General features: G+C 66.1%; 17 protein-coding genes. 14 read left to right on the forward strand and 3 right to left on the reverse strand.

Annotated features, from left to right (window positions below):
* The first annotated feature begins 165 nt into the window (after positions 1–165).
* From ACSQ3P_RS12095 to ACSQ3P_RS12115, 5 genes are all read left to right on the forward strand, one after another.
* Entirely contained in the window at positions 166–1,143 is a 978-nt protein-coding gene (locus tag ACSQ3P_RS12095) for an ABC transporter permease (RefSeq protein WP_436165802.1), read from the forward strand.
* Positions 1,140–1,976 carry an ABC transporter permease gene (locus ACSQ3P_RS12100; protein WP_436165803.1) on the forward strand — a complete coding sequence of 279 codons (837 nt, stop codon included), beginning with the start codon at positions 1,140–1,142 and terminating at the stop codon, positions 1,974–1,976. Before ACSQ3P_RS12095 ends, ACSQ3P_RS12100 begins: the two co-directional genes overlap by 4 nt.
* A complete protein-coding gene (locus tag ACSQ3P_RS12105; protein ID WP_436165804.1) occupies positions 1,973–3,613 on the forward strand; it encodes an ABC transporter ATP-binding protein in 1,641 nt (546 codons plus the stop codon). The genes ACSQ3P_RS12100 and ACSQ3P_RS12105 overlap by 4 nt, the downstream gene beginning before the upstream one ends.
* Before the next feature lie 152 nt (positions 3,614–3,765).
* Positions 3,766–5,055 (forward strand): ArgE/DapE family deacylase, encoded by a 1,290-nt coding sequence (locus tag ACSQ3P_RS12110; RefSeq protein ID WP_436165805.1) that lies wholly within the window; start codon positions 3,766–3,768, stop codon positions 5,053–5,055.
* Positions 5,056–5,279: 224 nt separating this feature from the next.
* Complete coding sequence (locus ACSQ3P_RS12115; protein ID WP_436165806.1) at positions 5,280–5,723, forward strand: NUDIX hydrolase; 444 nt, start codon at positions 5,280–5,282, stop codon at positions 5,721–5,723.
* Here the strand turns inward: ACSQ3P_RS12115 and ACSQ3P_RS12120 are convergent, their stop codons facing one another.
* Both ACSQ3P_RS12120 and ACSQ3P_RS12125 read right to left on the reverse strand, forming a co-directional pair.
* Positions 5,724–7,445: a Na/Pi cotransporter family protein gene (locus ACSQ3P_RS12120; protein WP_436165807.1), complete on the reverse strand. Its 1,722-nt coding sequence runs from the start codon at positions 7,443–7,445 to the stop codon at positions 5,724–5,726.
* Between the two features lie 167 nt (positions 7,446–7,612).
* Positions 7,613–8,614 (reverse strand): GlxA family transcriptional regulator, encoded by a 1,002-nt coding sequence (locus tag ACSQ3P_RS12125; RefSeq protein WP_436165808.1) that lies wholly within the window; start codon positions 8,612–8,614, stop codon positions 7,613–7,615.
* 86 nt (positions 8,615–8,700) lie between these two features.
* Between ACSQ3P_RS12125 and ACSQ3P_RS12130 the strand changes: the two genes are divergently transcribed.
* From ACSQ3P_RS12130 to ACSQ3P_RS12170, 9 genes are all read left to right on the forward strand, one after another.
* Complete coding sequence (locus ACSQ3P_RS12130; protein ID WP_436165809.1) at positions 8,701–9,951, forward strand: sarcosine oxidase subunit beta family protein; 1,251 nt, start codon at positions 8,701–8,703, stop codon at positions 9,949–9,951.
* 19 nt (positions 9,952–9,970) lie between these two features.
* Positions 9,971–10,246, forward strand: a complete 276-nt coding sequence (locus ACSQ3P_RS12135; protein WP_436165810.1) for a sarcosine oxidase subunit delta — start codon at positions 9,971–9,973, stop codon at positions 10,244–10,246.
* Entirely contained in the window at positions 10,243–13,227 is a 2,985-nt protein-coding gene (locus ACSQ3P_RS12140) for a sarcosine oxidase subunit alpha family protein (RefSeq protein WP_436165811.1), read from the forward strand. The genes ACSQ3P_RS12135 and ACSQ3P_RS12140 overlap by 4 nt, the downstream gene beginning before the upstream one ends.
* Positions 13,220–13,882, forward strand: a complete 663-nt coding sequence (locus ACSQ3P_RS12145; protein ID WP_436165812.1) for a sarcosine oxidase subunit gamma — start codon at positions 13,220–13,222, stop codon at positions 13,880–13,882. Before ACSQ3P_RS12140 ends, ACSQ3P_RS12145 begins: the two co-directional genes overlap by 8 nt.
* A gap of 98 nt (positions 13,883–13,980) precedes the next feature.
* The gene (gene purU, locus ACSQ3P_RS12150) at positions 13,981–14,844 is read left to right on the forward strand and encodes a formyltetrahydrofolate deformylase (RefSeq protein WP_436165813.1); all 864 of its coding nucleotides are present in this window, start codon (positions 13,981–13,983) and stop codon (positions 14,842–14,844) included.
* Between the two features lie 222 nt (positions 14,845–15,066).
* Positions 15,067–16,857 carry a peptide ABC transporter substrate-binding protein gene (locus ACSQ3P_RS12155; RefSeq protein WP_436165814.1) on the forward strand — a complete coding sequence of 597 codons (1,791 nt, stop codon included), beginning with the start codon at positions 15,067–15,069 and terminating at the stop codon, positions 16,855–16,857.
* Positions 16,858–16,984: 127 nt separating this feature from the next.
* Positions 16,985–17,944 (forward strand): ABC transporter permease, encoded by a 960-nt coding sequence (locus ACSQ3P_RS12160; RefSeq protein ID WP_436165815.1) that lies wholly within the window; start codon positions 16,985–16,987, stop codon positions 17,942–17,944.
* Positions 17,910–18,851, forward strand: coding sequence for an ABC transporter permease (locus ACSQ3P_RS12165; RefSeq protein ID WP_436165816.1), 942 nt, complete (start codon positions 17,910–17,912; stop codon positions 18,849–18,851). Before ACSQ3P_RS12160 ends, ACSQ3P_RS12165 begins: the two co-directional genes overlap by 35 nt.
* Positions 18,852–18,874: 23 nt before the next feature.
* Positions 18,875–20,728 (forward strand): ABC transporter ATP-binding protein, encoded by a 1,854-nt coding sequence (locus ACSQ3P_RS12170; RefSeq protein ID WP_436165817.1) that lies wholly within the window; start codon positions 18,875–18,877, stop codon positions 20,726–20,728.
* A gap of 176 nt (positions 20,729–20,904) precedes the next feature.
* Here the strand turns inward: ACSQ3P_RS12170 and ACSQ3P_RS12175 are convergent, their stop codons facing one another.
* A complete protein-coding gene (locus ACSQ3P_RS12175) occupies positions 20,905–22,209 on the reverse strand; it encodes a UDP-glucose dehydrogenase family protein (protein ID WP_436165818.1) in 1,305 nt (434 codons plus the stop codon).
* Positions 22,210–22,372 lie beyond the last annotated feature (163 nt).

A 22,372-nucleotide genomic window follows, 5' to 3' on the forward strand; every position in this document is an offset into this window, starting at 1 on the left:
GGTCCGCAAGGATCGTGTCATCCCGGACGTCGCACAGCGGCGATCCGGGATCGCATGCAGAGTGAGGCTCCAAGCCGTGCTCTCTCCTGGTGACGGTCCCGTGTCGGCGCAGCGGCACGTCGCGCCGCAGCGCGCACGGGATGACACGCTTCACGAAAGCCTTGAATGAACCTCCTCCACTTTCTCTCCGGCCGATTGGTGAAGGGCGTTCTCGTGCTCTTCGCCATCGCCGTGCTGAACTTCTTCCTAATCCGCGCCGCGCCGGGCGACCCGGCGCAGGTGCTGGCCGGCGAAGCGGGCGCCGCCGACGCCCAGTTGCTCGAACAGCTGCGCCAGCGTTTCGGGCTGAACGAGCCGATCACGACGCAGCTCTGGATCTACATCAAGGGCTACATGACCTTCGATCTCGGCTTCAGCTATCGCCAGCAGCAGCCGGTGCTCAGCCTCGTGCTCGATCGGCTGCCCGCGACGCTGCTGCTGACCGGGGCCGCCTTCGCGCTTTCGCTCGCGCTCGGCATCGTCATGGGGGCGCTGGCCGCAAGGCGCGCCGGGCGCTGGTCGGACAGCCTGATCACGACGCTGTCCCTTGTCTTCTACGCAACGCCGCTGTTCTGGATCGCGTTGATGAGCCAGATCGTCTTCTCGCTGAAGCTCGGCCTCGTGCCCAATGTGGGGTACGAGACGATCGGCGCGAATTACACGGGGCTGGCGCGGGCGCTCGACATCGGCCACCACCTGATCCTGCCGGCGCTGACGCTGGGCCTGTTCTTCACCGCGCTCTATGCCCGGATGATGCGCGCCTCAATGCTCGAGGTCGCCGGCGCCGATTTCGTCAAGACGGCACGGGCCAAGGGCCTCTCGCCAGGCATCGTCTCGCGGCGGCATGTGGCGCGCAACGCGATCCTGCCCGTGGTGACGCTGGCGGGGTTGCAGGCCGGCCAGCTCGTCGGCGGGGCGGTGCTGACCGAGACGGTCTTCGCCTGGCCCGGCATCGGCCGGTTGATGTTCGACGCGCTGGTGCAGCGCGACTATTCCGTGCTGCTCGGCGTCTTCTTCATGTCCTCGGCCATGGTCGTCGGCTTCAACATCCTGACGGATCTGGTCTACCGCATCGCCGATCCGCGTATCGAGGCGGGAGCATGAACTTCCTCAAACGCTTCTGCCGCAATCGCGGCGCCGTGCTCGGCCTGGTGATCCTGCTCGCGGTCGTCGCCTTCGCGCTGCTGGCGCCCTCGCTCTATCCGAGCTCGCCCTGGCGCATGGTCGGGCGGCCCTTCATGGCGCCCTTCGCACTGGAGCGCTTCCCGCTCGGCACCGACACGCTCGGCCGCGACATCGCGGCAGGCATGGTCCATGGCGCACGCGTCTCGCTGATGATCGGCGTCGTCTCGACGATCGTCTCGCTCTTGATCGGCGTGCCGCTCGGGGCAGTCGCCGGCTATGCCGGGGGCTTCGTCGACGACGCGCTGATGCGCTTCACCGAGTTCTTCCAGACCATTCCCTCCTTTGCGCTGGCGATCGTGCTGGTTGCGATCCTGCAGCCGCAATTGAGCTCGATCGTGCTCGCCATCGGCGTCGTCTCCTGGCCGCCAGTGGCGCGGCTGGTGCGCGGCGAGGTGCTCTCGCTGAAGACGCGCGAATATGTCCAGGCCGCCGTCACGATCGGCCAATCGACGCCGCGCATCATCTTCAGCCAGGTGCTGCCCAACACGGTGGCGCCGATCATCGTGATGGGCTCATTGATGATCGGCTCGGCGATCCTGCTCGAATCCGCCCTCTCCTTCCTGGGACTGGGCGACCCCAACCTGATGAGCTGGGGCTATATGGTGGGGGCGGGGCGCACGCGCCTGCTCGACGCCTGGTGGATCAGCTTCTTCCCGGGCTTTGCGATCTTCCTGACCGTGCTGGCGCTCAACCTCGCCGGTGAGGGGCTGAACGATGCGTTGAACCCGCGCCTCGCACGAGGCCGCGAATGAGCGCTATCTCTCCAAAGGCCCCTCCCGTTCTCTCCATCGAGGCCTTGACGCTGGCCCTGCCGGCACTGGCCGACCGGACCCATGCGGTCGAAGGCGTGACGCTTGCGATCGCGCCCGGCGAAACGCTCTGCGTCGTCGGCGAGTCCGGTTCGGGCAAATCGATGATCGCCCATGCCGTGATGGGCCTCCTGCCCAAGGCGGTGAAGCCTGCAGGCGGTGCGATCAGGCTCGCCGGACGCGACCTGCTCAGCCTCGACGAGCCTGCCATGCAGGATGTCCGCGGGCGCGAGATCGGCATGATCTTCCAGGAGCCGATGACCTCGCTCAACCCGGTGATGCGGGTCGCCGACCAGATCATCGAGACCTTCGAGGCGCATGGGCTGCACGGAGCCTCCGAACGGCGCGCGCGCGCCATCGCACTCCTGGCCGAGGTCGGCCTGCCCGACCCCCCGCGCCTCGCCAAGGCCTATCCGCACGAGCTCTCGGGCGGCCAGCGCCAGCGCGTGATGATCGCGATGGCGCTGGCGCTGGAACCCAAGCTCCTGATCGCCGACGAGCCGACGACCGCGCTCGACGTCACCACACAGGCGCAGATCCTCAAGCTCCTCGACAATTTGCGCCACAAGCACGGCACGGCGGTGCTGTTCATCACCCATGACATGGGCGTCGTCGCCGAGATCGCCGACCGCATCGCCGTGCTGGAGAAGGGCGTGCTGGTCGAGGAAGGCACGGCCGACCAAGTGCTGGGCGCCCCGCGCCATGCCTATACGCAAAAGCTGCTCGCCGCCGTGCCCTCGCTCGTGCCGCCCGTGCGACCGGCCTTGCCGGAGAGCCCGCCCGTGCTCAGCGTCGAGGCGCTTGGCAAGATCTATCGCAAGCGCTCCTTCTTCGGCACGGCGCGCGAGGTCAGGGCAGCCGAGGACATCTCGTTCTCGCTGGTCCGGGGCGAGACGCTCGGGCTCGTCGGCGAGTCCGGCTCCGGCAAGTCGACGGTCGGGCGCTGCTGCCTCAGATTGATCGAACCCAATAGCGGGCGGATCGTACTGAGTGGTCAAGGCTCGGGAGATCTCGTGCTCAGCGATCTCGGGCCCGCCGCGCTGCGCCAGCACCGCAAGCGCATCCAGATGGTGTTCCAGGATCCCTTTGCCTCGCTCAACCCGCGCCAGACCGTCGGCCGCATCATCTCCGACGGGCCGGTGGCGCATGGCGTGGCGCGCGTGACCGCCCTGATGAAGGCGCGCGAATTGCTCGAACTCGTCGGCCTCTCCGCCAATGCGGTCGACCGCTACCCGCATGAATTCTCCGGCGGCCAGCGCCAGCGCATCGGCATTGCGCGTGCGCTCGCGCTCGAACCCGACGTGCTGGTGGCGGATGAGGCGGTCTCGGCGCTCGACGTCTCCGTGCAGGCGCAGATCCTGTCCCTGATCAAGGATATCCAAAGCCGGCTCGGTCTCGCCATCCTGTTCGTCACCCACGATCTGCGCGTCGCTGCGCAGATCTGCGACCGCATCGCGGTGATGCAGCGCGGCCGCATCGTCGAGACCGGCCCGACGGCGGCTTTGTTCGCCGCCCCGCAGCACGAGTATACGCGGCAGCTGCTGGCGGCCGTTCCCGGCGGCGGGCGGTTCGGGCACTAATGAGCGCTCCCTCGTCAATCCTGGGTGGAGCGCAACGCAGCCCCGAGAATCCTGGGGCGAGGCGATACTGGTTTTAGAGATGGCCGGGTCGAGCCCGGCCATGACGCGCAAAGCCCTGCCTGCCGCCTGTTCCACCTGCCGGAGCCCAGCCCATGCCTCTCGATCCCGCCCTTCGCGACAAGATTCTCGCCTCCGTCGAGGCCGGTTTTGCCGAGCAGATCGCCTTCACGCAGGAACTGATCCGCTTTCCCTCGCTGCGGGGCCAGGAGCACACCTGCCAGGACTTCGTCTTCCGGGCATTGAAGGATCGCGGCTTCACCATGGACCGCTTTGCGATGGACAAGGCGGCGATCGCGGCCCATCCCGGTGGCGCGCCATTCTCCGACACGCATTCCGATGCACCGATCGTCGTCGGCATCCATCATCCGCGCGCGGAGACCGGCCGTTCGCTGATCCTGCAGGCGCATGTCGACGTCGTACCGACCGGCCCTGTCGACCAGTGGACGCATGCGCCCTTCGACCCGGTGATCGAGGGCGACTGGATGTATGGCCGCGGCAGCGCCGACATGAAGGCCGGGGCCGGCGCCAATTTCTACTGCCTGGACGCGCTGAAGCGCATCGGCCTGCAGCCGGCTGCGACGCTCTATCTGGAGTCCGTCGTCGAGGAGGAATCGACTGGAAACGGCGCGCTGATGACGCATTTGCGCGGCTACCGCGCCGATGCCGCGCTGATCCCCGAGCCCGAATACGAGATGCTGGCCCGGGCCAATGCCGGCGTGCTCTGGTTCCAGTTCGAGGTCCGCGGCGTGCCGGTGCATGTGCGCGAGATGGGCGCTGGCGCCAACGCCATCGACGCCGCCTATCGCGTCGTCGCGGCGCTGCGCAAGCTGGAGGAAGAGTTCAACGCCGAGAAGGCCGGCCGCGAGCATTTCGAGGACCAGCCCCACCCGATCAACCTCAATATCGGCAAGATCGAGGGCGGCGACTGGGCGTCCTCGGTGCCGTGCTGGTGCCGGGTCGATTGCCGCGTCGGGCTCTATCCCGGCGTGACCGCAGAAGAGACCGCCAAGCGCATCGAGGATTGCATCCGAACCGCGTCGCGGGCCGATGCCTTCCTCGCCAACAACCCGCCGAAGGTGACCTTCAACGGCTTCTGGGCGGAGGGTTATGTGCTCGCGCCCGGCAGCGAAGCCGAAGCCGTGCTCGGCCGCGCGCATGAGGCGGCGCTCGGAGCGCCGCTGAAGAGCTTCATGACGGCAGCCTATCTCGATGCCCGCGTGCACGCGCTCTACGACAAGATTCCGGCGCTCTGCTACGGCCCGATGGGCGAGAACATCCACGCCTTCGACGAGCGCGTCAGCCTGGCCTCGCTGAAGCGCATCACCGGATCGATGGCGCTGTTCGTGGCGGAATGGTGCGGCGTCGAGGCCGTCAGCGGCTGAAGCACCACAAACGCGCGCGCGGTCCTGCTCCGGCAAAAGATCGCCGGATCGGTCCGGAGCCGGCTTTGCCCTGGCGGCCCAACAAAGCTGTTGTCGAATGGTCGCCGCGGGGCCAAGGGCGTCGCCAATCGGCCTGGGATGCGTGACACTCTACCAGCTTCGGTCGCGCCTGATTCGCGCCAGGCGCACTCGATTTCGCGCAGCCATGGAGACGCCACCCCACGATGAAGAAGGCCAAGCGCACGCCCGGCGAGGCTCGCTTACAGATCGCTGCCATGCCGATCAGGCGCATGGACGATGGCACGACCGAGATCATGCTCGTGACCTCGCGCACGACGAAGCGCTGGATCGTGCCCAAGGGCTGGCCGATCAAGGGATTGAAGAACCACGAGGCGGCAGCGCGCGAGGCTTTTGAGGAAGCCGGGGTGATCGGAAAGATCAGCGCCAAACCGGCTGGCCGCTACATCTACTGGAAGCGCATGCGCGACCATTTCGTGCTGTGCATGGTGAAGCTCTATCTGCTCGAAGTCGAGCGGCAGCTCGAAAGCTGGGCCGAGCAGGGCCAGCGGCGCAGCCAGTGGTTCAAGCCTGAAGACGCCGCCGATCTGGTCGACGAGCCCGAATTGAGCACGGCCATCCGCAAACTGGCCGCACCAGTGCCGGGCTGATCAGAGGCCCGATTGCGGAGCCGGCATCAGACGCCCCTCCTGCTGGGCCTGCGCCTCCTGCGCCTCACGCAAACGGCTCTCGCGCAGGGCATTGGCGCTTTCCAGGATCGGATAGCCGATCGATGCGACATGGCCGTGGATGCGCTTGAGGTCGCGGATGATGTCGAGATGGATCGCGCTGGTCTCGATCGATTCCGCCCGCCCACTACGCAGCCGCTGGAAATGGCTTTCGGTCGCGCGCCGCTCGGCATCGCGCATCATCGCCTTCTCCGCGAAAAGCTGACGCGCCAAAGCGAGATCACGGCTGGCGAAGACGTTGAGCGCCAGCACCAGGCCCGATGAGACGCGCTGGTGGAAGTCGCGGATCTCGGCCAGGCCTTCGGGCGAGAAGGCATAGCGCTTGCGGATTTTCTTCTCGGCGAGTTCGCGCAGGTTCTTGTCGATGATGTCGCCGATATGCTCGAGATTGGTGATCAGCGTGATGATCTCGAGCAGGCGGCGGCTCTCCTCCTCGGTCAATTCGTTGCGCGACACCTGGACGAGATAGAGCTTGATCGATTCATGGATCGCATCGACCCCGTCATCGGCCTGGGCGATGGCGCGCGAGAGCTTCAACTCGTCCTTTTCGAGCAGCGTCATCGTATCGCGCAGCATCAATTCGACGCGGTCTCCGAGATTCAGCGCCTCACGCATCGCGCAGGCCAGAGCTTCTGAGGGACTGTCGAGCACGGAGGGATCGAGATGGCGCGGCCGCACGGTCGCGTCAGGCGCCTCCTTGCCCGGCATCAAGCGTTCGACCAGCCGCGCCACCGGCGCGACGAAGGGCAGGAACACAAGCGCGCCGACGAGGTTCAGCGCGACATGGAACTCGATGGCGAGACGTGAATCGAGCGTCGGCAGCGTCTGGAGCCAGCCTGCCAGAGGCGCGACGAAGGGCAGCACCAGGAGCGCCAGGACGAGCCGGGTGAACAGATTGGCGACAGCGGCCTGACGCTGCAGCGCGGGCGCGCCGAGCTGGTCCAGCACCGGGATCAGCGCATTGCCGAGATTGGCGCCGATGACGAGGGTCAACGCGGTCGCAGGCGGAAACAGGCCGGACGCCGCAAAGGTCGCGATCAACAGGATGATGGCGATGCTGGAATGGGTCAGCCAGGTCGCGGCGACCGCGACGAGGACCGCCAGCAGCGGTTCATGGCCGATCGCGCCCAGCAGCGTGCGAAAGACCGGTGACTGGGCCAGGGGAGCCGCTGCCGCGTTCAGTTCGATCAGCGAGAGCAGGATGAGCCCGATACCCACGAAGACGCGGCCGATATTGCGGGCGCGGTCCATCGCCTCATTCGCCAGATAGAGCGCGACGCCGATGGCCAGGCAAAGCCCCCAGATCCAGCCCAGATCCATCGAGATCACGAAGGCGGCGAGCGAAGTGCCGAGATTGGCTCCGAGCAGCACGGCCAGCGCCATTGCCGGCACGATCAGGCGGCGGCCGGCGAAGGAGGAGACCAGCAGCGTCGTCGCCGTCGAACTCTGCAGCACCATGGTGACCGCGATGCCGCTGCCGAAAGCCGCGAAGCGATTGCGTGTGAAGCTCGCCAGGGCATGGCGCAGCGAGGCCCCGAAAGCCCGCATCGCGCCCGTGCGCACCAGCCTGACCGCCCAGATCAGCAGCGCGACGCCGCCGGCAAGGTGGATCAGGACTGTGGTGGCGCTCTCGCTGCTTGTCATCGCCGTGGGGTCTTTCTCCGATTCAGGCCGGAACTATAGCGCAAAATTCCTAGTTTTTCATTAGCCAACTTATCTTTAATGACGGAAAAACATGCCGACAATGCGGCAAGATCGGTGAAATTTCGCGCATCGGAATTACGGTTGGCGCAATGCGAGCCAGCCGCGCCTCAGCGCGGCGCGCGCGCCGTCTCCGGGACGCGCTCGGCGCGCGGCGAATGGCAGAAACGCAAGCGATAAGCCCGCGAGAAATGGCTCGCGCTGGCAAAACCGCAAGCAAGCCCGGTCTCCAGCACCGAGAGGCTGGTCTGGCGCAGCAGGTCGCGGGCCCGGTCGAGCCGCAATGCCAGATAATGCTCGCCGAGCGAGCGGCCAAGATGCAGCCGAAACAGCCGCTCCAGCTGGCGCAGGGAGACATTCGCCGTGCGGGCCAGCTCGGCGCGGGGGACGGGATTCTCGAGGTTCTGCTCCATCCGGGCAACGACGCGCAGGAGCGGCGCATGAGCGATGCCGAGCCGCTCGCGCAGGGGCATGCGCTGCGGCCCCTCGCCTTCCCGGACATGGGTCTGCAGGAACCATTCGCTGACCGCGAGTGCGAGTTCGCTGCCATGCTCGCGGGCGATGACGGCGTGCATCATGTCGAGCGGGGCAGTGCCGCCGCTCGAGGTCAGACGATCCCGGTCGATCTCGTAAAGCGAGCGACGCAGATCAAGATTGGGATAGTCCTCGAGGAAGGCCGGGGCGTGCTCCCAATGCAAGGTGAAGCGGTAGCCGGAGAGCACGTTCGCCCGCGCCAGGATATAGGGCCCGCCCGAAACGCCGCCGAGCTTGACGCCGCGCCGCGCCAATTGCCTGAGCCAGGCGAAGGTCGCCGGATGCTGGAAGGCGGCCGGATTGCCGCCGGCGCAGACGAAGACATAGTCGAAGCGGATCTCGTCCCCCAGCCCATAATCGGCCTGGATGCTGACGCCGTTCGAGGCCGGCGCCGGCAGGCCGTCGATCGAGACATGGCTCCAGCGGTAGAGATCACGCCCCGAGAGGCGGTTGGCCGCCCTCAAGGGCTCGACCGCCGAAGCATAGGCGAGCAGCGCGAAATCCGGGATCAGCAGGAAGCCGATATGGGCCGGGCCCTGGCCGTCGCTATTAGTCAACCTGGCGTCGCTGGTGGTCATGTTGACCAGCCTATGATCGTCAATCTCAGGAAGACAAGTCCGGAGCGCCGCTGGCCGCCGGACAAGCCCTCCGGACCTGATCGCTCATGCGCTATTCCGTCTTCTCGCTGCTCGCCCAGACGCTGGCCGGCCATAAGGGCTGGAAGCCGGCCTGGCGCGACGCCGCGCCCAAGCCCGAATACGATGTGCTCGTCATCGGCGGCGGCGGGCACGGGCTGGCGACGGCCTATTACCTCGCCAGCCAGCACGGCATCAGCAATGTCGCGGTGATCGAGAAGGGCTATATCGGCTCCGGCAATGTCGGCCGGAACACCACGATCATCCGCTCGAACTATCTCCTGCCCGGCAACACGCCCTTCTACGAGCACGCGATGAAGCTCTGGGAGGGGCTGGAGCAGGACATCAACTACAACGCCATGGTCAGCCAGCGCGGCGTGCTGAACCTCTACCATTCCGATGCGCAGCGCGACGCCTATGCCAGGCGCGGCAACGCGATGCGGCTCGCCGGCGTCGATGCCGAACTGCTCGACCGCGAGCAGGTGCGCGCCATGGTTCCCTTCCTCAACTACGAGACCGGGCGCTTCCCGATCCAGGGCGGGTTGCTGCAGCGGCGCGGCGGCTCGGTCCGGCACGACGCCGTCGCCTGGGGCTATGCCCGCGCCGCCGACCAGCGCGGCGTCGACATCGTCCAGAACTGCGAGGTCACGGGCCTCTCGATCGAGAATGGTCGCGTTACCGGGGTCGAGACCTCGCGCGGGCCGATCAAGGCGAAGAAGATCGCGCTCGCCGTCGCCGGCAACTCCTCGCGGCTTACCGCCATGGCGGGGATGCGCCTGCCGATCGAGAGCCATGTGCTGCAGGCCTTCGTCTCGGAGGGCGTCAAGCCATTGATCGACAATGTCGTGACCTATGGCGCCGGCCATTTCTACGTCAGCCAGTCCGACAAGGGCGGGCTCGTCTTCGGCGGCGACATCGACGGCTACAACTCCTACGCCCAGCGCGGCAACCTGCCGGTGATCGAGGATGTGATGGAATCGGCCATGGCGCTGTGGCCCGGCGTCGGACGGTTGCGCGTGCTGCGGCACTGGGGCGGCATCATGGACATGTCGATGGATGGTTCGCCGATCATCGACCACACCCCCGTCGACGGGCTCTATCTCAATGCCGGCTGGTGCTATGGCGGCTTCAAGGCGACGCCGGCTTCAGGCTGGTGCTTCGCCCATCTGATCGCGCGCGACGAGCCCCATCCAGTCGCGACCGCCTTCCGGCTCGACCGTTTCGCCACGGGCCGCGTCATCGACGAAAAGGGCGTCGGCGCCCAGCCGAACCTGCACTGACGGGGTCCCAAACACAGCCATGCGAATCCCCTGCCCCCATTGCGGCGCCCGCGACGCCCAGGAATTCACCTATCTCGGCGACGCCAACCCCAAGCGTCCCGACGGGATGGAAGCGACCGAAGCGGCGATGTTCGATTACGTCTATCTGCGCGACAACCCGGCCGGCCGGTTTCGCGAGCTCTGGTATCACGGCGCCGGCTGCCATGCCTGGCTCGTGGTGACGCGCGACACCCGGACCCACGCGATCGAGGCCGCCGAGCCGGCGAAACCGACCAAGGCCGGAGCCGCGGCATGAATACGCAGCCCTTCCGCCTCGGCACCGGCGGCCTGATCGACCGCACGCAGGCGCAATCCTTCCGTTTCGACGGCAAGCGCTACGAAGGATATGCCGGCGACACGCTGGCCTCGGCTCTCCTGGCGAATGGCGTCCGGCTCGTCGGCCGCTCGTTCAAGTACCACCGCCCGCGCGGCATCCTCTCGGCCGGAGCGGAGGAGCCCAATGCACTGGTCGAGCTGCGCGCCGGCGCAAGGCGCGAGCCCAACACCCGCGCAACAGTCGCCGAGCTTTATCATGGGCTGGAGGCGCGCAGCCAGAACCGTTGGCCCTCGCTCGCCTTCGACCTGCTTTCGGTCAACTCGCTCTTCGGCGCCGGCCTGATCGCGGGCTTCTACTACAAGACCTTCATGTGGCCAGCGGCCTTCTGGGAGAAGCTCTACGAGCCGCTGATCCGGCGGGCCGCAGGGCTCGGGCGGGCCGCGGCCCATGAGGATCCCGACCATTACGAGAAGGCCTTCGCCTTCTGCGACGTGCTGGTGGTCGGCGGCGGGCCGGCAGGCCTTGCCGCCGCGCTGGCCGCGGGGCGCAGCGGCGCGCGCGTCATCCTCTGCGACGAGGATTTCCGGCTGGGCGGCGCCTTGCTTGCCGAAAAACGCGAGATCGACGGCCGGCCGGCGGCTGAATGGCTCGCAGCGACGCTGGCCGAACTCGCCAGCCTGCCGGATGTGACGATCATGCCGCGCAGCACGGTCTATGGCGTCTACGACCATGGCATCTATGGCATGGTCGAACGTGTGAACGACCATCTGCCGGTCCCGCCAGCGCATCAGCCGCGCCAGCGCGCCTGGCGCATCAACGCCAAACGCGCGATTCTGGCGGCGGGTGCGATCGAGCGGCCAATCGTCTTCGCCGGCAACGACACGCCTGGCGTGATGCTGGCCGGCGCAGTACGCACCTATGTCAACCGCTATGGTGTGCTGCCCGGGCGCGAGGCTGTCGTCTTCACCAGCGGCGACGATGGCTGGGCCACAATGCGAGACCTCGTGGCGGCCGGAGCAAAGGTCGCCGCGATCGTCGATCCGCGCGCCGAGATCGATGCCGGACTGATGGCACTGGCAAGCCGAACCGGCACGCAGGTAGTCGCAGGGAGCGTGGTCAGCAGCGCCTCGGGCGGCCGGGCGCTCGACCGCGTCACCATCCGGGACGCTTCGGGGCGCGAGCAGAGCATCGCCTGCGATTTGCTCGCGGTCTCGAATGGCTGGAACCCGACGCTGCATCTGACTTCGCACCAGAATACGCGACCGGTCTGGGACGAGGCCATCCACGCCTTCATACCGGGCCAGATGCCCGCGACCCTTTCCGTTGCCGGCAGCGCGGCCGGGCGGCTCTCGCTGGCGCAGGCGCTGGAGGACGGCGCGCGGCAGGGTACGGAGGCCGCGACCGATTGCGGTTTTGCCGCGAAAACCGGGACGCCGTCGCCAAAGACCGATCCGGAAGGCATCGCGATCTCGCCCGTCTGGTGGGTGAAGGGCGGCAAAGGCAAAGCCTTCGTCGATTTCCAGAACGACGTCACCGACAAGGATGTCGAGCTCGCCGCCCGCGAGGGCTTCAAGCCGGTCGAGCATCTCAAGCGCTACACCACGCTGGGCATGGCGACCGACCAGGGCAAGACCTCCAATATCGCTGGCCTCGCGATCATGGCCGAGCTCACGGCCAAGACCATCCCCGAGACCGGCACGACGATCTTCCGCCCGCCTTATACGCCGGTGGCGATCGGCGCGCTCGGCGGCCATCATCGTGGCCGCGACTTCAGGCCGACGCGGCTCGCTCCGACGCATCAATGGTCGCAAGACGAGGGCGCGATCTTCGTCGAGAGCGGCGCCTGGATGCGGGCGCAATACTATCCCAAACCCGGCGAGACCGACTGGCTGACCACCGTGAACCGCGAGGTTCTGGCGGTGCGAAACGGCGTCGGCCTCTGCGACGTCTCGACGCTGGGCAAGATCGATATCCAGGGAGCGGACGCCGCCGAATTCCTGGAGCGCGTCTACATCAATGGCTGGAAGGCCCTGCCTGTCGGCAAGGCGCGCTACGGGCTGATGCTGCGCGAGGACGGCTTCGTCATGGATGACGGCACGACCTCGCGGCTCGCCGAGACGCATTTCCTGATGACCACCACCACGGCTAATGCCGGCAAGGTGATGCAGCATCTCGAATTCTGTCACCAGGTGCTCTGGCCCTCGCTCGATGTCCGCATGGTCTCGGTCTCCGAGCAATGGGCGCAAGCAGCGATCGCCGGGCCGAAGGCACGCGAGGTGCTGCAGCGCGTGGTCGACCCGCAGCACGACATCTCGAACGAGGCCTTCCCCTATCTCGCGGCGCGCGAGATCACGGTCGGCGGCGGCATTCCAGCGCGGCTCTTCCGGATCTCGTTTTCGGGCGAGCTCGCCTATGAACTGGCGGTGCCCGCCGATTACGGCGATGCGATGATGCGGGCGCTGATGGCGGCGGGCGAGCCGCATGGCATCTGCGCTTACGGCACCGAGGCGCTCGGCGTGATGCGCATCGAGAAGGGCCATGTCGCCGGTAACGAGCTCAGCGGCCAGACCACGGCGCGCGATCTCGGCCTCGGCAAGATGATGTCCTCGAAAAAGGACTATATCGGCCGCGTCATGGCCAAGCGCGAGGCGCTGGTCGAGGCGGAGCGGCCGAGCTTCGTCGGCTTCAAGGCGGTCGATCCCGGCCAGCGACTGCGCGCCGGAGCGCATTTCATCGCGCTCGGCCGGCCCGCGACGATGGAGAATGACGAGGGCTACATGACCTCGGTCGCCTATTCGCCGAACCTGAAGCACTGGATGGGGCTAGGCCTGCTCAAGAACGGCGCGAGCCGCATCGGCGAGCGCATCCGCGCGGTCGACCCCGTCCGCAACGGCGATATCGAGGTCGAGATCTGCTCGCCCGTCTTCGTCGATCCCGAAGGAACGCGCCTGCATGTCTGACGCAGCGACGAAGTCTGACGCAGCGATGAAGCCTGGCTGGACGCCCAGGAGCGCCTGGGCCGGCATCCTGTCCGAGGGGTCTTTCGGCGCGAAGGGCCCGGCGGGCGTCATCGTAACCGCTAGGGAAGGAGTAACCGCTAGGGAAGGACTTGGCATCGCCAGCCTGATCGCGCCGGAGGACGGCGAAGCGGCGTTGAGCCAGGCGGTCAAGACGCGCTTCGGGCTCGACCTGCCGACCACGCCTCGGACAGCCGTCTCAGCCGGCCGCACGCTGGTCTGGGCCGGCCCGGGCCAATGGCTGTTCGTGACGGAGAACCGGGCGGGTTTCGCCAACGATCTTCAGGCACTGTCGGGGCTGGCTGCGATCGCCGATCAAAGCGACGGGCGCGCCGTCTTGACCCTGTCGGGCGGCAAAATCCGCACCGCGCTGGCCAAGGGCTGCATGATCGACCTGCATCCATCCGCGTTCCCGGTCGGCAGCGCCGCCTTGACAAGCATCGCTCATATCGGTGTGCATCTCTGGCGGGCCGAGGACGGTCCTGACGGAGCGGTTTTCGAGTTCATGGTCGCGCGCAGCATGGCGGGCAGTTTCTGGTCCTGGTTCTCGGCTTCAGCGGCCGAGTTCAACTGCGCGGTTCGCGTCGGGCGAGGTTGAGCGCAGCGCATCGCGCGCAGCCCGCCTCACCTCTTGCCATTCCTGTTCTTGCCATTCCTGTTTCGATTTGAAGGGCCGCCTCCCCGGCGGCGTCAATCATGCTCGACCGTACCGCGATCCTCACCCTCTCCTGCCCGGACCGCCCCGGCATCGTCGCCGCCGTCTCAACCCTGCTGTTCGAGGCCGGTTGCAACATCCTGGACGCCCAGCAATTCGACGACACCGAGACCGGCCGCTTCTTCATGCGCGTCGTCTTCAACCGTCTCGAGGACGGGCAACAGCCCGCAGTGATCGCCGCCTCGGTCGACGAATTGGCCAAGCGCTTCGGCATGGCCTTCACGCTGCGCGAGCGTGGGGCAAAGAAGCGCGTCATGCTGCTGGTCTCAAAATTCGACCATTGCCTGGCTGACCTGCTCTATCGCTGGCGCATCGGCGAATTTCCGATGGAGATCACCGGCATCGTCTCAAATCACGGCCGCGACAGCATCGCCTCGACCGATATCGGAGATTTGCCGTTCCATCACTTGCCGGTGACGCGCCAGACCAAGATGGAACAGGAGGCCGAAATCTGGCGCTTGGTCCAGGAAACCAGAACCGATCTTGTGGTGCTCGCGCGCTATATGCAGATCCTGTCTGACGGTTTCTCGGCCAAGCTTCTCGGCCGCTGCATCAATATTCATCACTCCTTCCTGCCCGGCTTCAAGGGCGCCAAGCCCTATCACCAGGCCCATGAGCGCGGCGTGAAGCTGATCGGGGCGACGGCGCATTACGTCACGCCCGATCTCGATGAAGGCCCAATTATCGAGCAGGACGTCGAGCGCATCTCGCATCGCGACACGCCCGACGATCTCGTCCGCAAGGGCCGCGACATCGAGCGGCGCGTGCTGGCCCGCGCCGTCCTCCATCATTTGGAGGATCGCGTCATCCTCAATGGCAAGAAGACCGTCGTCTTTACCGATTGAACGGCATAAAATTGCGCTTTATGAGCCAATCTCAAACATATCGCAGCGTTGCGCGCATGCGATGACTCGCGCGCGCCGCACGTTGGAAGTATCGTCCACATCCGCCGTTGCGCTGCACGGTTGACGCATCGATTGGCACATGCCTTGCTCAGGGCAATCGGGGAAAGAGCGGTGCGGTAAGCGCCGCCTGTCGATTTTTGTCGCTTGAAGTGGAGGTAACGAATGAAAGATCATGATCTGCGACGACTGATCGAAGGGGTCAAAACTGGTGCCCTGTCGCGGCGATCCTTCATCAAGAAGGCGGCGGCTGTCGGACTGGCAGCTCCCTTCGCGAACCAGCTGCTGGGATTCAGCGGCGTCGCGATGGCGCAGAACGCCACCATTGAATACAAGCCGACCAAGGCCGGCGGCGGCGGGCCGCTGAAGATCCTGCTCTGGCAGGCCCCGACGCTGCTGAACCCGCATTTCGCCTCCGGCACCAAAGACCAGATCGCCTCGCGCATCTTCTTCGAGCCGCTGGCCGGCTGGGACAAGGAAGGCAACCTGATCCCGCAACTCGCGGCCGAGACTCCGAGCAAGGCCAATGGCGGCCTCTCCGCCGACGGCACGAGCGTCACCTGGAAGCTGAAGCCGGGCGTGAAGTGGCATGACGGCAAGCCGTTCACCGCCGACGACGTCGTCTTCACCTGGGAATACGCCAAGGATCCGGCGACCGCCGCCTACACCACCGGCTCCTACAAGGACATCACGGTCCAGAAGATCGACGACCTGACCATCAAGGTCATCTTCAAGGAGCCGACGCCGTTCTGGGCCGATCCCTTCGTCGGCGTGGCCGGCCAGATCCTGCCGAAGCATCATTTCGCCGATTATGTCGGCGCCAAGTCGCGCGACGCGCCGGCCAACCTCAAGCCGGTCGGCACCGGTCCCTATAAATTCGTCGACTTCAAGCCGGGCGACATTCTCACCGGCGAGCGCTTCACCGACTATCACGTCAAGAACCAGCCGCATTTCGACACGCTCGAGGTGAAGGGCGGCGGTGACGCGGTCTCGGCGGCGCGCGCCGTGCTGCAAACCGGCGAATTCGACTATGCCTGGAACCTGCAGGTCGAGGACGAGGTCCTCAAGCGCATGGAGACCGGCGGCCGCGGCAAGGTCAGCGCGGTGACGGCGGGCGACGTCGAGTTCATCATCCTCAACACCACCGATCCGTGGACCGAGGTCGATGGCGAGCGTTCGAGCATCAAGACCAAGCATCCGACGCTCACGGACCCGAAGGTGCGCGAGGCGATCAACCTGCTGATCGACCGCGACTCGGTCCAGAAGTTCATCTATGGCCGCGGCGGCATTGCCACGGCGAGCTTCGTCAACGCACCGGCCCAGTTCAAGTCGCAGAAGCTCAAATACGAGTTCAGCGTCGACAAGGCGAACAAGATCCTCGACGACGCCGGCTATAAGCGCGGCGCCGACGGCATCCGCGAGAAGGATGGCAAGAAGCTCAAATTCGTCTTCCAGACCTCGATCAACGCCCCACGCCAGAAGACCCAGGCCATCATCAAGCAGGCCTGCCAGCGCGCCGGCATCGAGCTGGAACTCAAGTCGGTCACGGCCTCGGTGTTCTTCTCGTCGGACGTCGCCAACCCCGACACCTACACCAAGCTCTATGTCGACATGGAGATGTACACCACGACGCAGCCGCAGCCCGATCCGGAGCGCTTCCTCCAGCAGTTCCTCTCTTGGGAAATCGCCAACAAGGAGAACAAGTGGCTGGGCCGCAACGTCTCGCGCTACTCCGATCCGGCGGCCGACGAGGCGTTCAAGGCCGCCCAGAAGGAGCTCGATCCGGCCAAGCGCGCCGCGCTGCTGATCAAGGTCAACGAGATCTTCTGCGAGGCGAATGTGATCCTGCCGCTGCTGTCGCGCACCCGCGTCGCCGCGTCCGTGCATAATCTCGTGCATGATCACAGCGGCTGGGACGTCGACACCTGGAACGTCGCGGCCTGGTATCGTAGCTGAGACCCTGGTCCTTCGCGGAGCTAGCGCTTCGTGAAGGGCCTGTTCGCCGCCTGCAGGCACCAGCGTGCCTGCAGGCGGCGAGCCATTTTCGTCCGCGGGCCAACCGCGTGCTCACAGAGACCATTTCATGGCCAGTTATCTGCTCCGGCGCCTGTTGATCGCCATTCCCAGCCTGCTCGGCATCAGCGTGATCCTGTTCACGGTGCTCGCGATGGCGCCGGGCGATCCGTTCTCGGAAATGGCGACCAATCCGAACGTGCCGCCTGAGGTGCGCGAGGCGCTGCGCGCCAGCTTCGGCCTCAACGACCCGATCATGGTGCGCTATCTGCGCTGGCTGACATCGATGATGCAGGGCGACTGGGGCTTTTCCTTCGCCAGCCGCATCAATGTCGACAAGCTGATCCTGCAGCGCGTGCCGACCACCCTCTTTGTCGTCGGCTCCTCGCAGATCCTGGCGCTGCTGATCGCGCTGCCCGTCGGCATCTATGCTGCGACGCGGCCCTATTCGGTGTTCGACCAGATCGCCAACACGCTGGCCTTCGTCGGCTTCTCGCTGCCGACCTTCTTCACCGGCCTGCTCTTCATCCTGGTCTTCTCGGTCGCGCTGGACTGGTTCCCCTTCGTGTATCGCTCCGACATCGCCGCCACGGGCTGGCGCTGGTACTGGGAGATGTTCCGCCAGGCGATCATGCCGATCATGGTGCTCGGCCTGTTCCAGGCGGCCTCCTACACGCGCTATGTCCGCTCGGCGGTGCTCGACGTCATCCGGCTGGATTACGTCACCACCGCCCGCGCCAAGGGCCTGAGCGAGAGGAAAGTGACGCTTCGCCATATCACGCGCAATGCGCTGATCCCGGTCGTCACGCTCGTCGCCCTGCAGATGCCAGCCGTGTTCGGCGGCGCCATCGTCACCGAGCAGATCTTTCGCATTCCAGGTATCGGCTCGCTCTTGATCGACGCGATTCTCGCCAACGACACACCGGTGATCATGGCCGTGACCTTCGTCTTCGCCTGCCTCGTCGTCATCTTCAATCTCATCGCGGATCTTCTTTATGGCTGGCTCGACCCTCGCATCTCCTTCAGCTGAACCCATGGCGGTGCCAGCGAAAACGAGCGCTGCGGTCTCGCCGGGGCGCGAGACCTGGCGGCGTTTCCGCCGCCACCGGCTTGCCATGGCGAGCTCGGTCGTACTCGCCATATTGGTGCTCGGCGTCGTCATCGGCCCCTGGCTCTGGCCCATTGCGATCAACGAGATCGACTTCTCGGCCCAGCTCCAGACCCCGTCCTGGGCTCATCCCTTCGGGACCGACGATCTCGGCCAGGACATTCTGGCGCGGATGATCTATGGCGGCCGCATCTCGCTCGCCGTCGGTCTCGCGGCCATGTTCGTCGCGACCTTCGTCGGCGTCGTCATCGGCGCGCTGGCAGGCATGTCGCGCCGCTATGTCGACTCCTTCCTGATGTGGGTGACCGACCTGTTCCTGTCGCTGCCGCAGCTGCCACTGCTGCTGCTCGTGATCTATCTCTTCCGCGAGCAGCTCAAGGCGGCCTTCGGCGTCGAGGGCGGCGTCTTCGTGCTGATCGTCATCGTCATCGGCGGGCTGAAATGGATGCCGGTGGCGCGGCTCGTGCGCGCCCAGTTCATGTCGCTGCGCGAGAAGGAGTTCGTCGAGGCGGCGCGCGCCCAGGGCGCGACCCGGTTCCGGCAGATGGTCCACCACATCCTGCCGAACGCGCTCGGCCCCGTGATCGTGGCGGCGACCATCGAGGTTTCCTCGGCGATCATCGCGGAATCGACGCTCTCCTTCCTCGGGCTGGGCTTCCCGCCCGACATCCCGACCTGGGGACGCCTGCTCTTCGACGCCAAGGACCATCTCGATTCCGCCCCGCACTGGGCTCTGTTCCCCGGCGCTGCGATCTTCCTCACCGTGCTCTCGATCAACTTCATCGGCGACGGCCTGCGCGACGCGCTCGATCCGCGCCGCGTCATCTGACACAACCATAGAAGGCACCCCTCATGACAACCCCTCCCATCCTGTCCGTGAGCAACCTGACGACGTCCTTCCGCGTCGAGGGTCTGTGGAAGCCGGTCGTGCGGAACGTCTCCTTCGACATCGCACCGAAGGAGACGCTGGCGGTCGTTGGTGAATCGGGCTCGGGCAAGAGCGTGACCGCCCTCTCGATCATGCGATTGACGCCATCGGGCAACAGCCGCATCGAGGGTTCGATCAAGCTGAGCGGGCAGGAGTTGCTGACCCTGCCGGACCCCGACATGCGCAAGATCCGCGGCAACGACATCGCGATGATCTTCCAGGAGCCGATGACCTCGCTCAACCCGGTGCTGACCATCGGCTTCCAGATCGCCGAGGCGCTGATCCTGCATCGCAACCTGTCGCGCTCGGCGGCCGAGGCCGAGACGATCCGCCTGCTGGAGAAGGTCCGCATTCCGGCGGCGAAGTCGCGCTTCCACGAATATCCGCACCGGTTCTCGGGCGGCATGCGCCAGCGCGTGATGATCGCCATGGCGCTGGCCTGCAAGCCCAAGCTCCTGATCGCCGACGAGCCGACGACCGCGCTCGACGTGACGATCCAGGCGCAGATCCTGGAGCTGATCAAGCTGCTGCAGGAGGAGGAAGGCATGTCCGTCCTCTTCATCACCCACGACATGGGCGTCGTCGCCGAAATCGCCGACCGCACGGTGGTGATGTATAATGGCGAGGCTGTCGAGACCGGCGCAACCGAGGACATCTTCGCCCGCGCCCACCACCCCTATACCCGCTCCCTGCTCTCGGCAGTGCCGAAGCTCGGCTCGATGACCGGGCGCCGGCGGCCGATGCGCTTCCCCGTCGTCGATCGCTTGACCGGCGAATCCGATGTGCCGACCGAGACGCCCGATACGGTCGAGGCGAGCGAGCGGCCGGTGATCGAGGTCAGCAACCTGACCACGCGCTTCGAGATCCGCTCCGGCCTGCTCGGCAAGGTCCAGGGCCGCGTCCATGCGGTCGAGAACGTCTCCTTCAGCGTACAGGCCGGCGAGACCCTGGCGCTGGTCGGCGAGTCCGGCTGCGGCAAGTCGACGACCGGGCGCTCGGTGATGCGCCTGATCGAGCCGCTGGCGGGCTCCGTGCTGCTCGACGGCGTCGATGTCCTCAAGCTCAACCAGCATGACCTGCGCGAGCAGCGCAAGCGCATGCAGATGATCTTCCAGGACCCCTTCGCCAGCCTGAACCCGCGCATGAATGTCGGCGCGGCGATCGCGGAACCCCTGCTGATCAACAAGCTCGCGACCCGCTCGGAAGCGCGCGACAAGGTCGCCGAATTGCTGCGCCGCGTCGGCCTTCAGCCCGACATGGCGAGCCGCTTCCCGCACGAATTCTCGGGCGGTCAGCGCCAGCGCATCTGCATCGCCCGCGCACTCGCGGTCGAGCCGCGCCTGATCGTGGCGGATGAATCGGTCTCGGCTCTCGACGTCTCGGTCAAGGCGCAGGTGATCAACCTGATGCTCGAGCTCCAGGCCAGGATGAAGCTCGCCTATCTCTTCATCTCGCACGACATGGCGGTGGTGGAGCGGGTGAGCCATCGCGTCGCGGTGATGTATCTCGGCGAGATCGTCGAGATCGGCCCGCGCGAGGCGATCTTCGGCAATCCGCAGCACCCCTACACCAAGCGCCTGCTCGCCGCCGTGCCGATCGCCGATCCGACGCGCCGTCACGAGAAGAACCCGGTCTCCAACGACGAGATCAAGAGCCCGGTGCGCGCGGCCGACTATATCCCGCCGATCCGGCAGTACCGCGAAGTCTCGCCCGGCCACGCCGTGATGATCTGGGGCGAGGAGTGGGAGAAGCCCACCGTTCAGGGCATCGCCGCCTGAGCTTTTTGAGCCCGTGAAGAACAGAAGCCCGCGGCAGCGATGCCGCGGGCTTTTTGTTGGCCTGGAGCGCCTCACCTGTCATTCCGGGGCTTCGCCCTCGGGTCCGACCTTTGGTCGGCCCAAGGATAAACTCCGCGAAGAGCCCGGAGTGACGCCAAGCGTCCTGCGCTGAACCGTCAGGCGCCGCGGCCGATGCCGTGATAGGTGAAGCCCAGCGCCTTCATCTCCTGCGGCCGGTAGATGTTGCGCAGGTCGACCACGACCGGGCTCTTCAGGGACGCCTTGACGCGCTTCAGATCGAGCGCGCGGAAGGCGTTCCACTCGGTGATGATCACCAAAGCGTCAGCCCCCTCGATACAGTCATAGGGGCCCTCGGCGAAACCGACATTCAGGACCTGGCGCGCCTGCTCCATGCTCTCGGGGTCATAGGCGATGACCTCCGCGCCTGCCGCCTGCAAAGCCGGAATGATGTCGAGGGAGGGTGCATCGCGCATGTCGTCGGTGTTGGGCTTGAAGGCCAACCCCAGCACGGCGATGCGCTTGCCGGCGACCGAGCCGCCGCAAGCCGCGATGATCTTCTCGGCCATGCGCTTCTTGCGCCTGCCATTGACCTCGACCACCGTCTCGATCAGGCGGGTCGGGCTGTTCGCGTCCTGGGCGGTCTTGACCAGCGCGAGCGTATCCTTCGGGAAGCAGGAGCCGCCATAGCCGGGGCCGGCATGGAGGAATTTCGCACCGATGCGATTATCAAGGCCGATGCCGCGCGCCACGTCCTGGACATCGGCGTCGAGCTTCTCGCAGAGATCGGCCATCTCGTTGATGAAGGTGATCTTCATCGCAAGGAAGGCGTTGGCGGCGTATTTGATCAGCTCCGAAGTCCGGCGGCTGACGAAGAGCAGCGGGCCCTGGTTGATGTAGAGCGGCCGGTAGATCTCGGTCATGACATAGCGGGCATGATCGCTGTCGGTGCCAATGACGATCCGGTCAGGGCGCTTGAAATCCTCGATCGCCGCGCCCTCGCGCAGGAATTCGGGGTTGGAGACGACGTTGATATTGGCTCCGGGGCGGACCTCGCGCAGAATCCGCTCGACCTCGTCGCCGGTGCCGACCGGCACCGTCGATTTGGTGACGATGACGGCGTTCTCAGCGGCGAGTACGGCGATCTCACGGGTCGCCTCATAGACATAGGTCAGATCGGCATGGCCGTCGCCGCGACGCGTCGGGGTGCCGACCGCGATGAAGATCGCATCGGCATCGCGTGCCGCTTCAGCGAGATCGGTGGTGAAGGAGAGGCGCCCGGCGCGCATATTCGCCTCGAGCATCGTATCGAGACCTGGCTCGAAGATCGGCACCTCGCCGTTCTTCAGCCGCGCGATCTTGGCGGGATCCTTGTCGACGCAAACCACGTCATGGCCGAAATCGGCGAAGCAGACACCCGAAACAAGGCCGACATAGCCCGACCCCACCATGACAAGGCGCATCCACCATCTCCCAAACACCGCGCACCGGTCAGTCCCGGCGGCCGGTCAGAATTTCCAGCGGTCTAGCATTGCGCCGCACAAGGGCAAAGCGCGCGCGGCCGAAAGCCCTCCACTCAGGAGAGCTACCCTGATCGGCGCTCAGCGAGCGGGTCGTCAGCAGGCG

This window comes from Allobosea sp. LjRoot9, assembly GCF_964252745.1.
Taxonomy (GTDB): Bacteria; Pseudomonadota; Alphaproteobacteria; order Rhizobiales; family Beijerinckiaceae; genus Allobosea.

Coding starts and splice junctions, on each gene's coding strand:
- ACSQ3P_RS12145 (WP_436165812.1), top strand. CDS start 13,220: ATGTCTGACGCAGCGACGAAGTCTGACGCAGCGATGAAGCCTGGCTGG.
- ACSQ3P_RS12115 (WP_436165806.1), top strand. CDS start 5,280: ATGAAGAAGGCCAAGCGCACGCCCGGCGAGGCTCGCTTACAGATCGCT.
- ACSQ3P_RS12125 (WP_436165808.1), bottom strand. CDS start 8,614: ATGACCACCAGCGACGCCAGGTTGACTAATAGCGACGGCCAGGGCCCG.
- ACSQ3P_RS12155 (WP_436165814.1), top strand. CDS start 15,067: ATGAAAGATCATGATCTGCGACGACTGATCGAAGGGGTCAAAACTGGT.
- ACSQ3P_RS12175 (WP_436165818.1), bottom strand. CDS start 22,209: ATGCGCCTTGTCATGGTGGGGTCGGGCTATGTCGGCCTTGTTTCGGGT.
- ACSQ3P_RS12160 (WP_436165815.1), top strand. CDS start 16,985: ATGGCCAGTTATCTGCTCCGGCGCCTGTTGATCGCCATTCCCAGCCTG.
- ACSQ3P_RS12105 (WP_436165804.1), top strand. CDS start 1,973: ATGAGCGCTATCTCTCCAAAGGCCCCTCCCGTTCTCTCCATCGAGGCC.
- ACSQ3P_RS12130 (WP_436165809.1), top strand. CDS start 8,701: ATGCGCTATTCCGTCTTCTCGCTGCTCGCCCAGACGCTGGCCGGCCAT.
- purU (WP_436165813.1), top strand. CDS start 13,981: ATGCTCGACCGTACCGCGATCCTCACCCTCTCCTGCCCGGACCGCCCC.
- ACSQ3P_RS12170 (WP_436165817.1), top strand. CDS start 18,875: ATGACAACCCCTCCCATCCTGTCCGTGAGCAACCTGACGACGTCCTTC.
- ACSQ3P_RS12135 (WP_436165810.1), top strand. CDS start 9,971: ATGCGAATCCCCTGCCCCCATTGCGGCGCCCGCGACGCCCAGGAATTC.
- ACSQ3P_RS12120 (WP_436165807.1), bottom strand. CDS start 7,445: ATGACAAGCAGCGAGAGCGCCACCACAGTCCTGATCCACCTTGCCGGC.
- ACSQ3P_RS12100 (WP_436165803.1), top strand. CDS start 1,140: ATGAACTTCCTCAAACGCTTCTGCCGCAATCGCGGCGCCGTGCTCGGC.
- ACSQ3P_RS12140 (WP_436165811.1), top strand. CDS start 10,243: ATGAATACGCAGCCCTTCCGCCTCGGCACCGGCGGCCTGATCGACCGC.
- ACSQ3P_RS12110 (WP_436165805.1), top strand. CDS start 3,766: ATGCCTCTCGATCCCGCCCTTCGCGACAAGATTCTCGCCTCCGTCGAG.
- ACSQ3P_RS12095 (WP_436165802.1), top strand. CDS start 166: ATGAACCTCCTCCACTTTCTCTCCGGCCGATTGGTGAAGGGCGTTCTC.
- ACSQ3P_RS12165 (WP_436165816.1), top strand. CDS start 17,910: ATGGCTGGCTCGACCCTCGCATCTCCTTCAGCTGAACCCATGGCGGTG.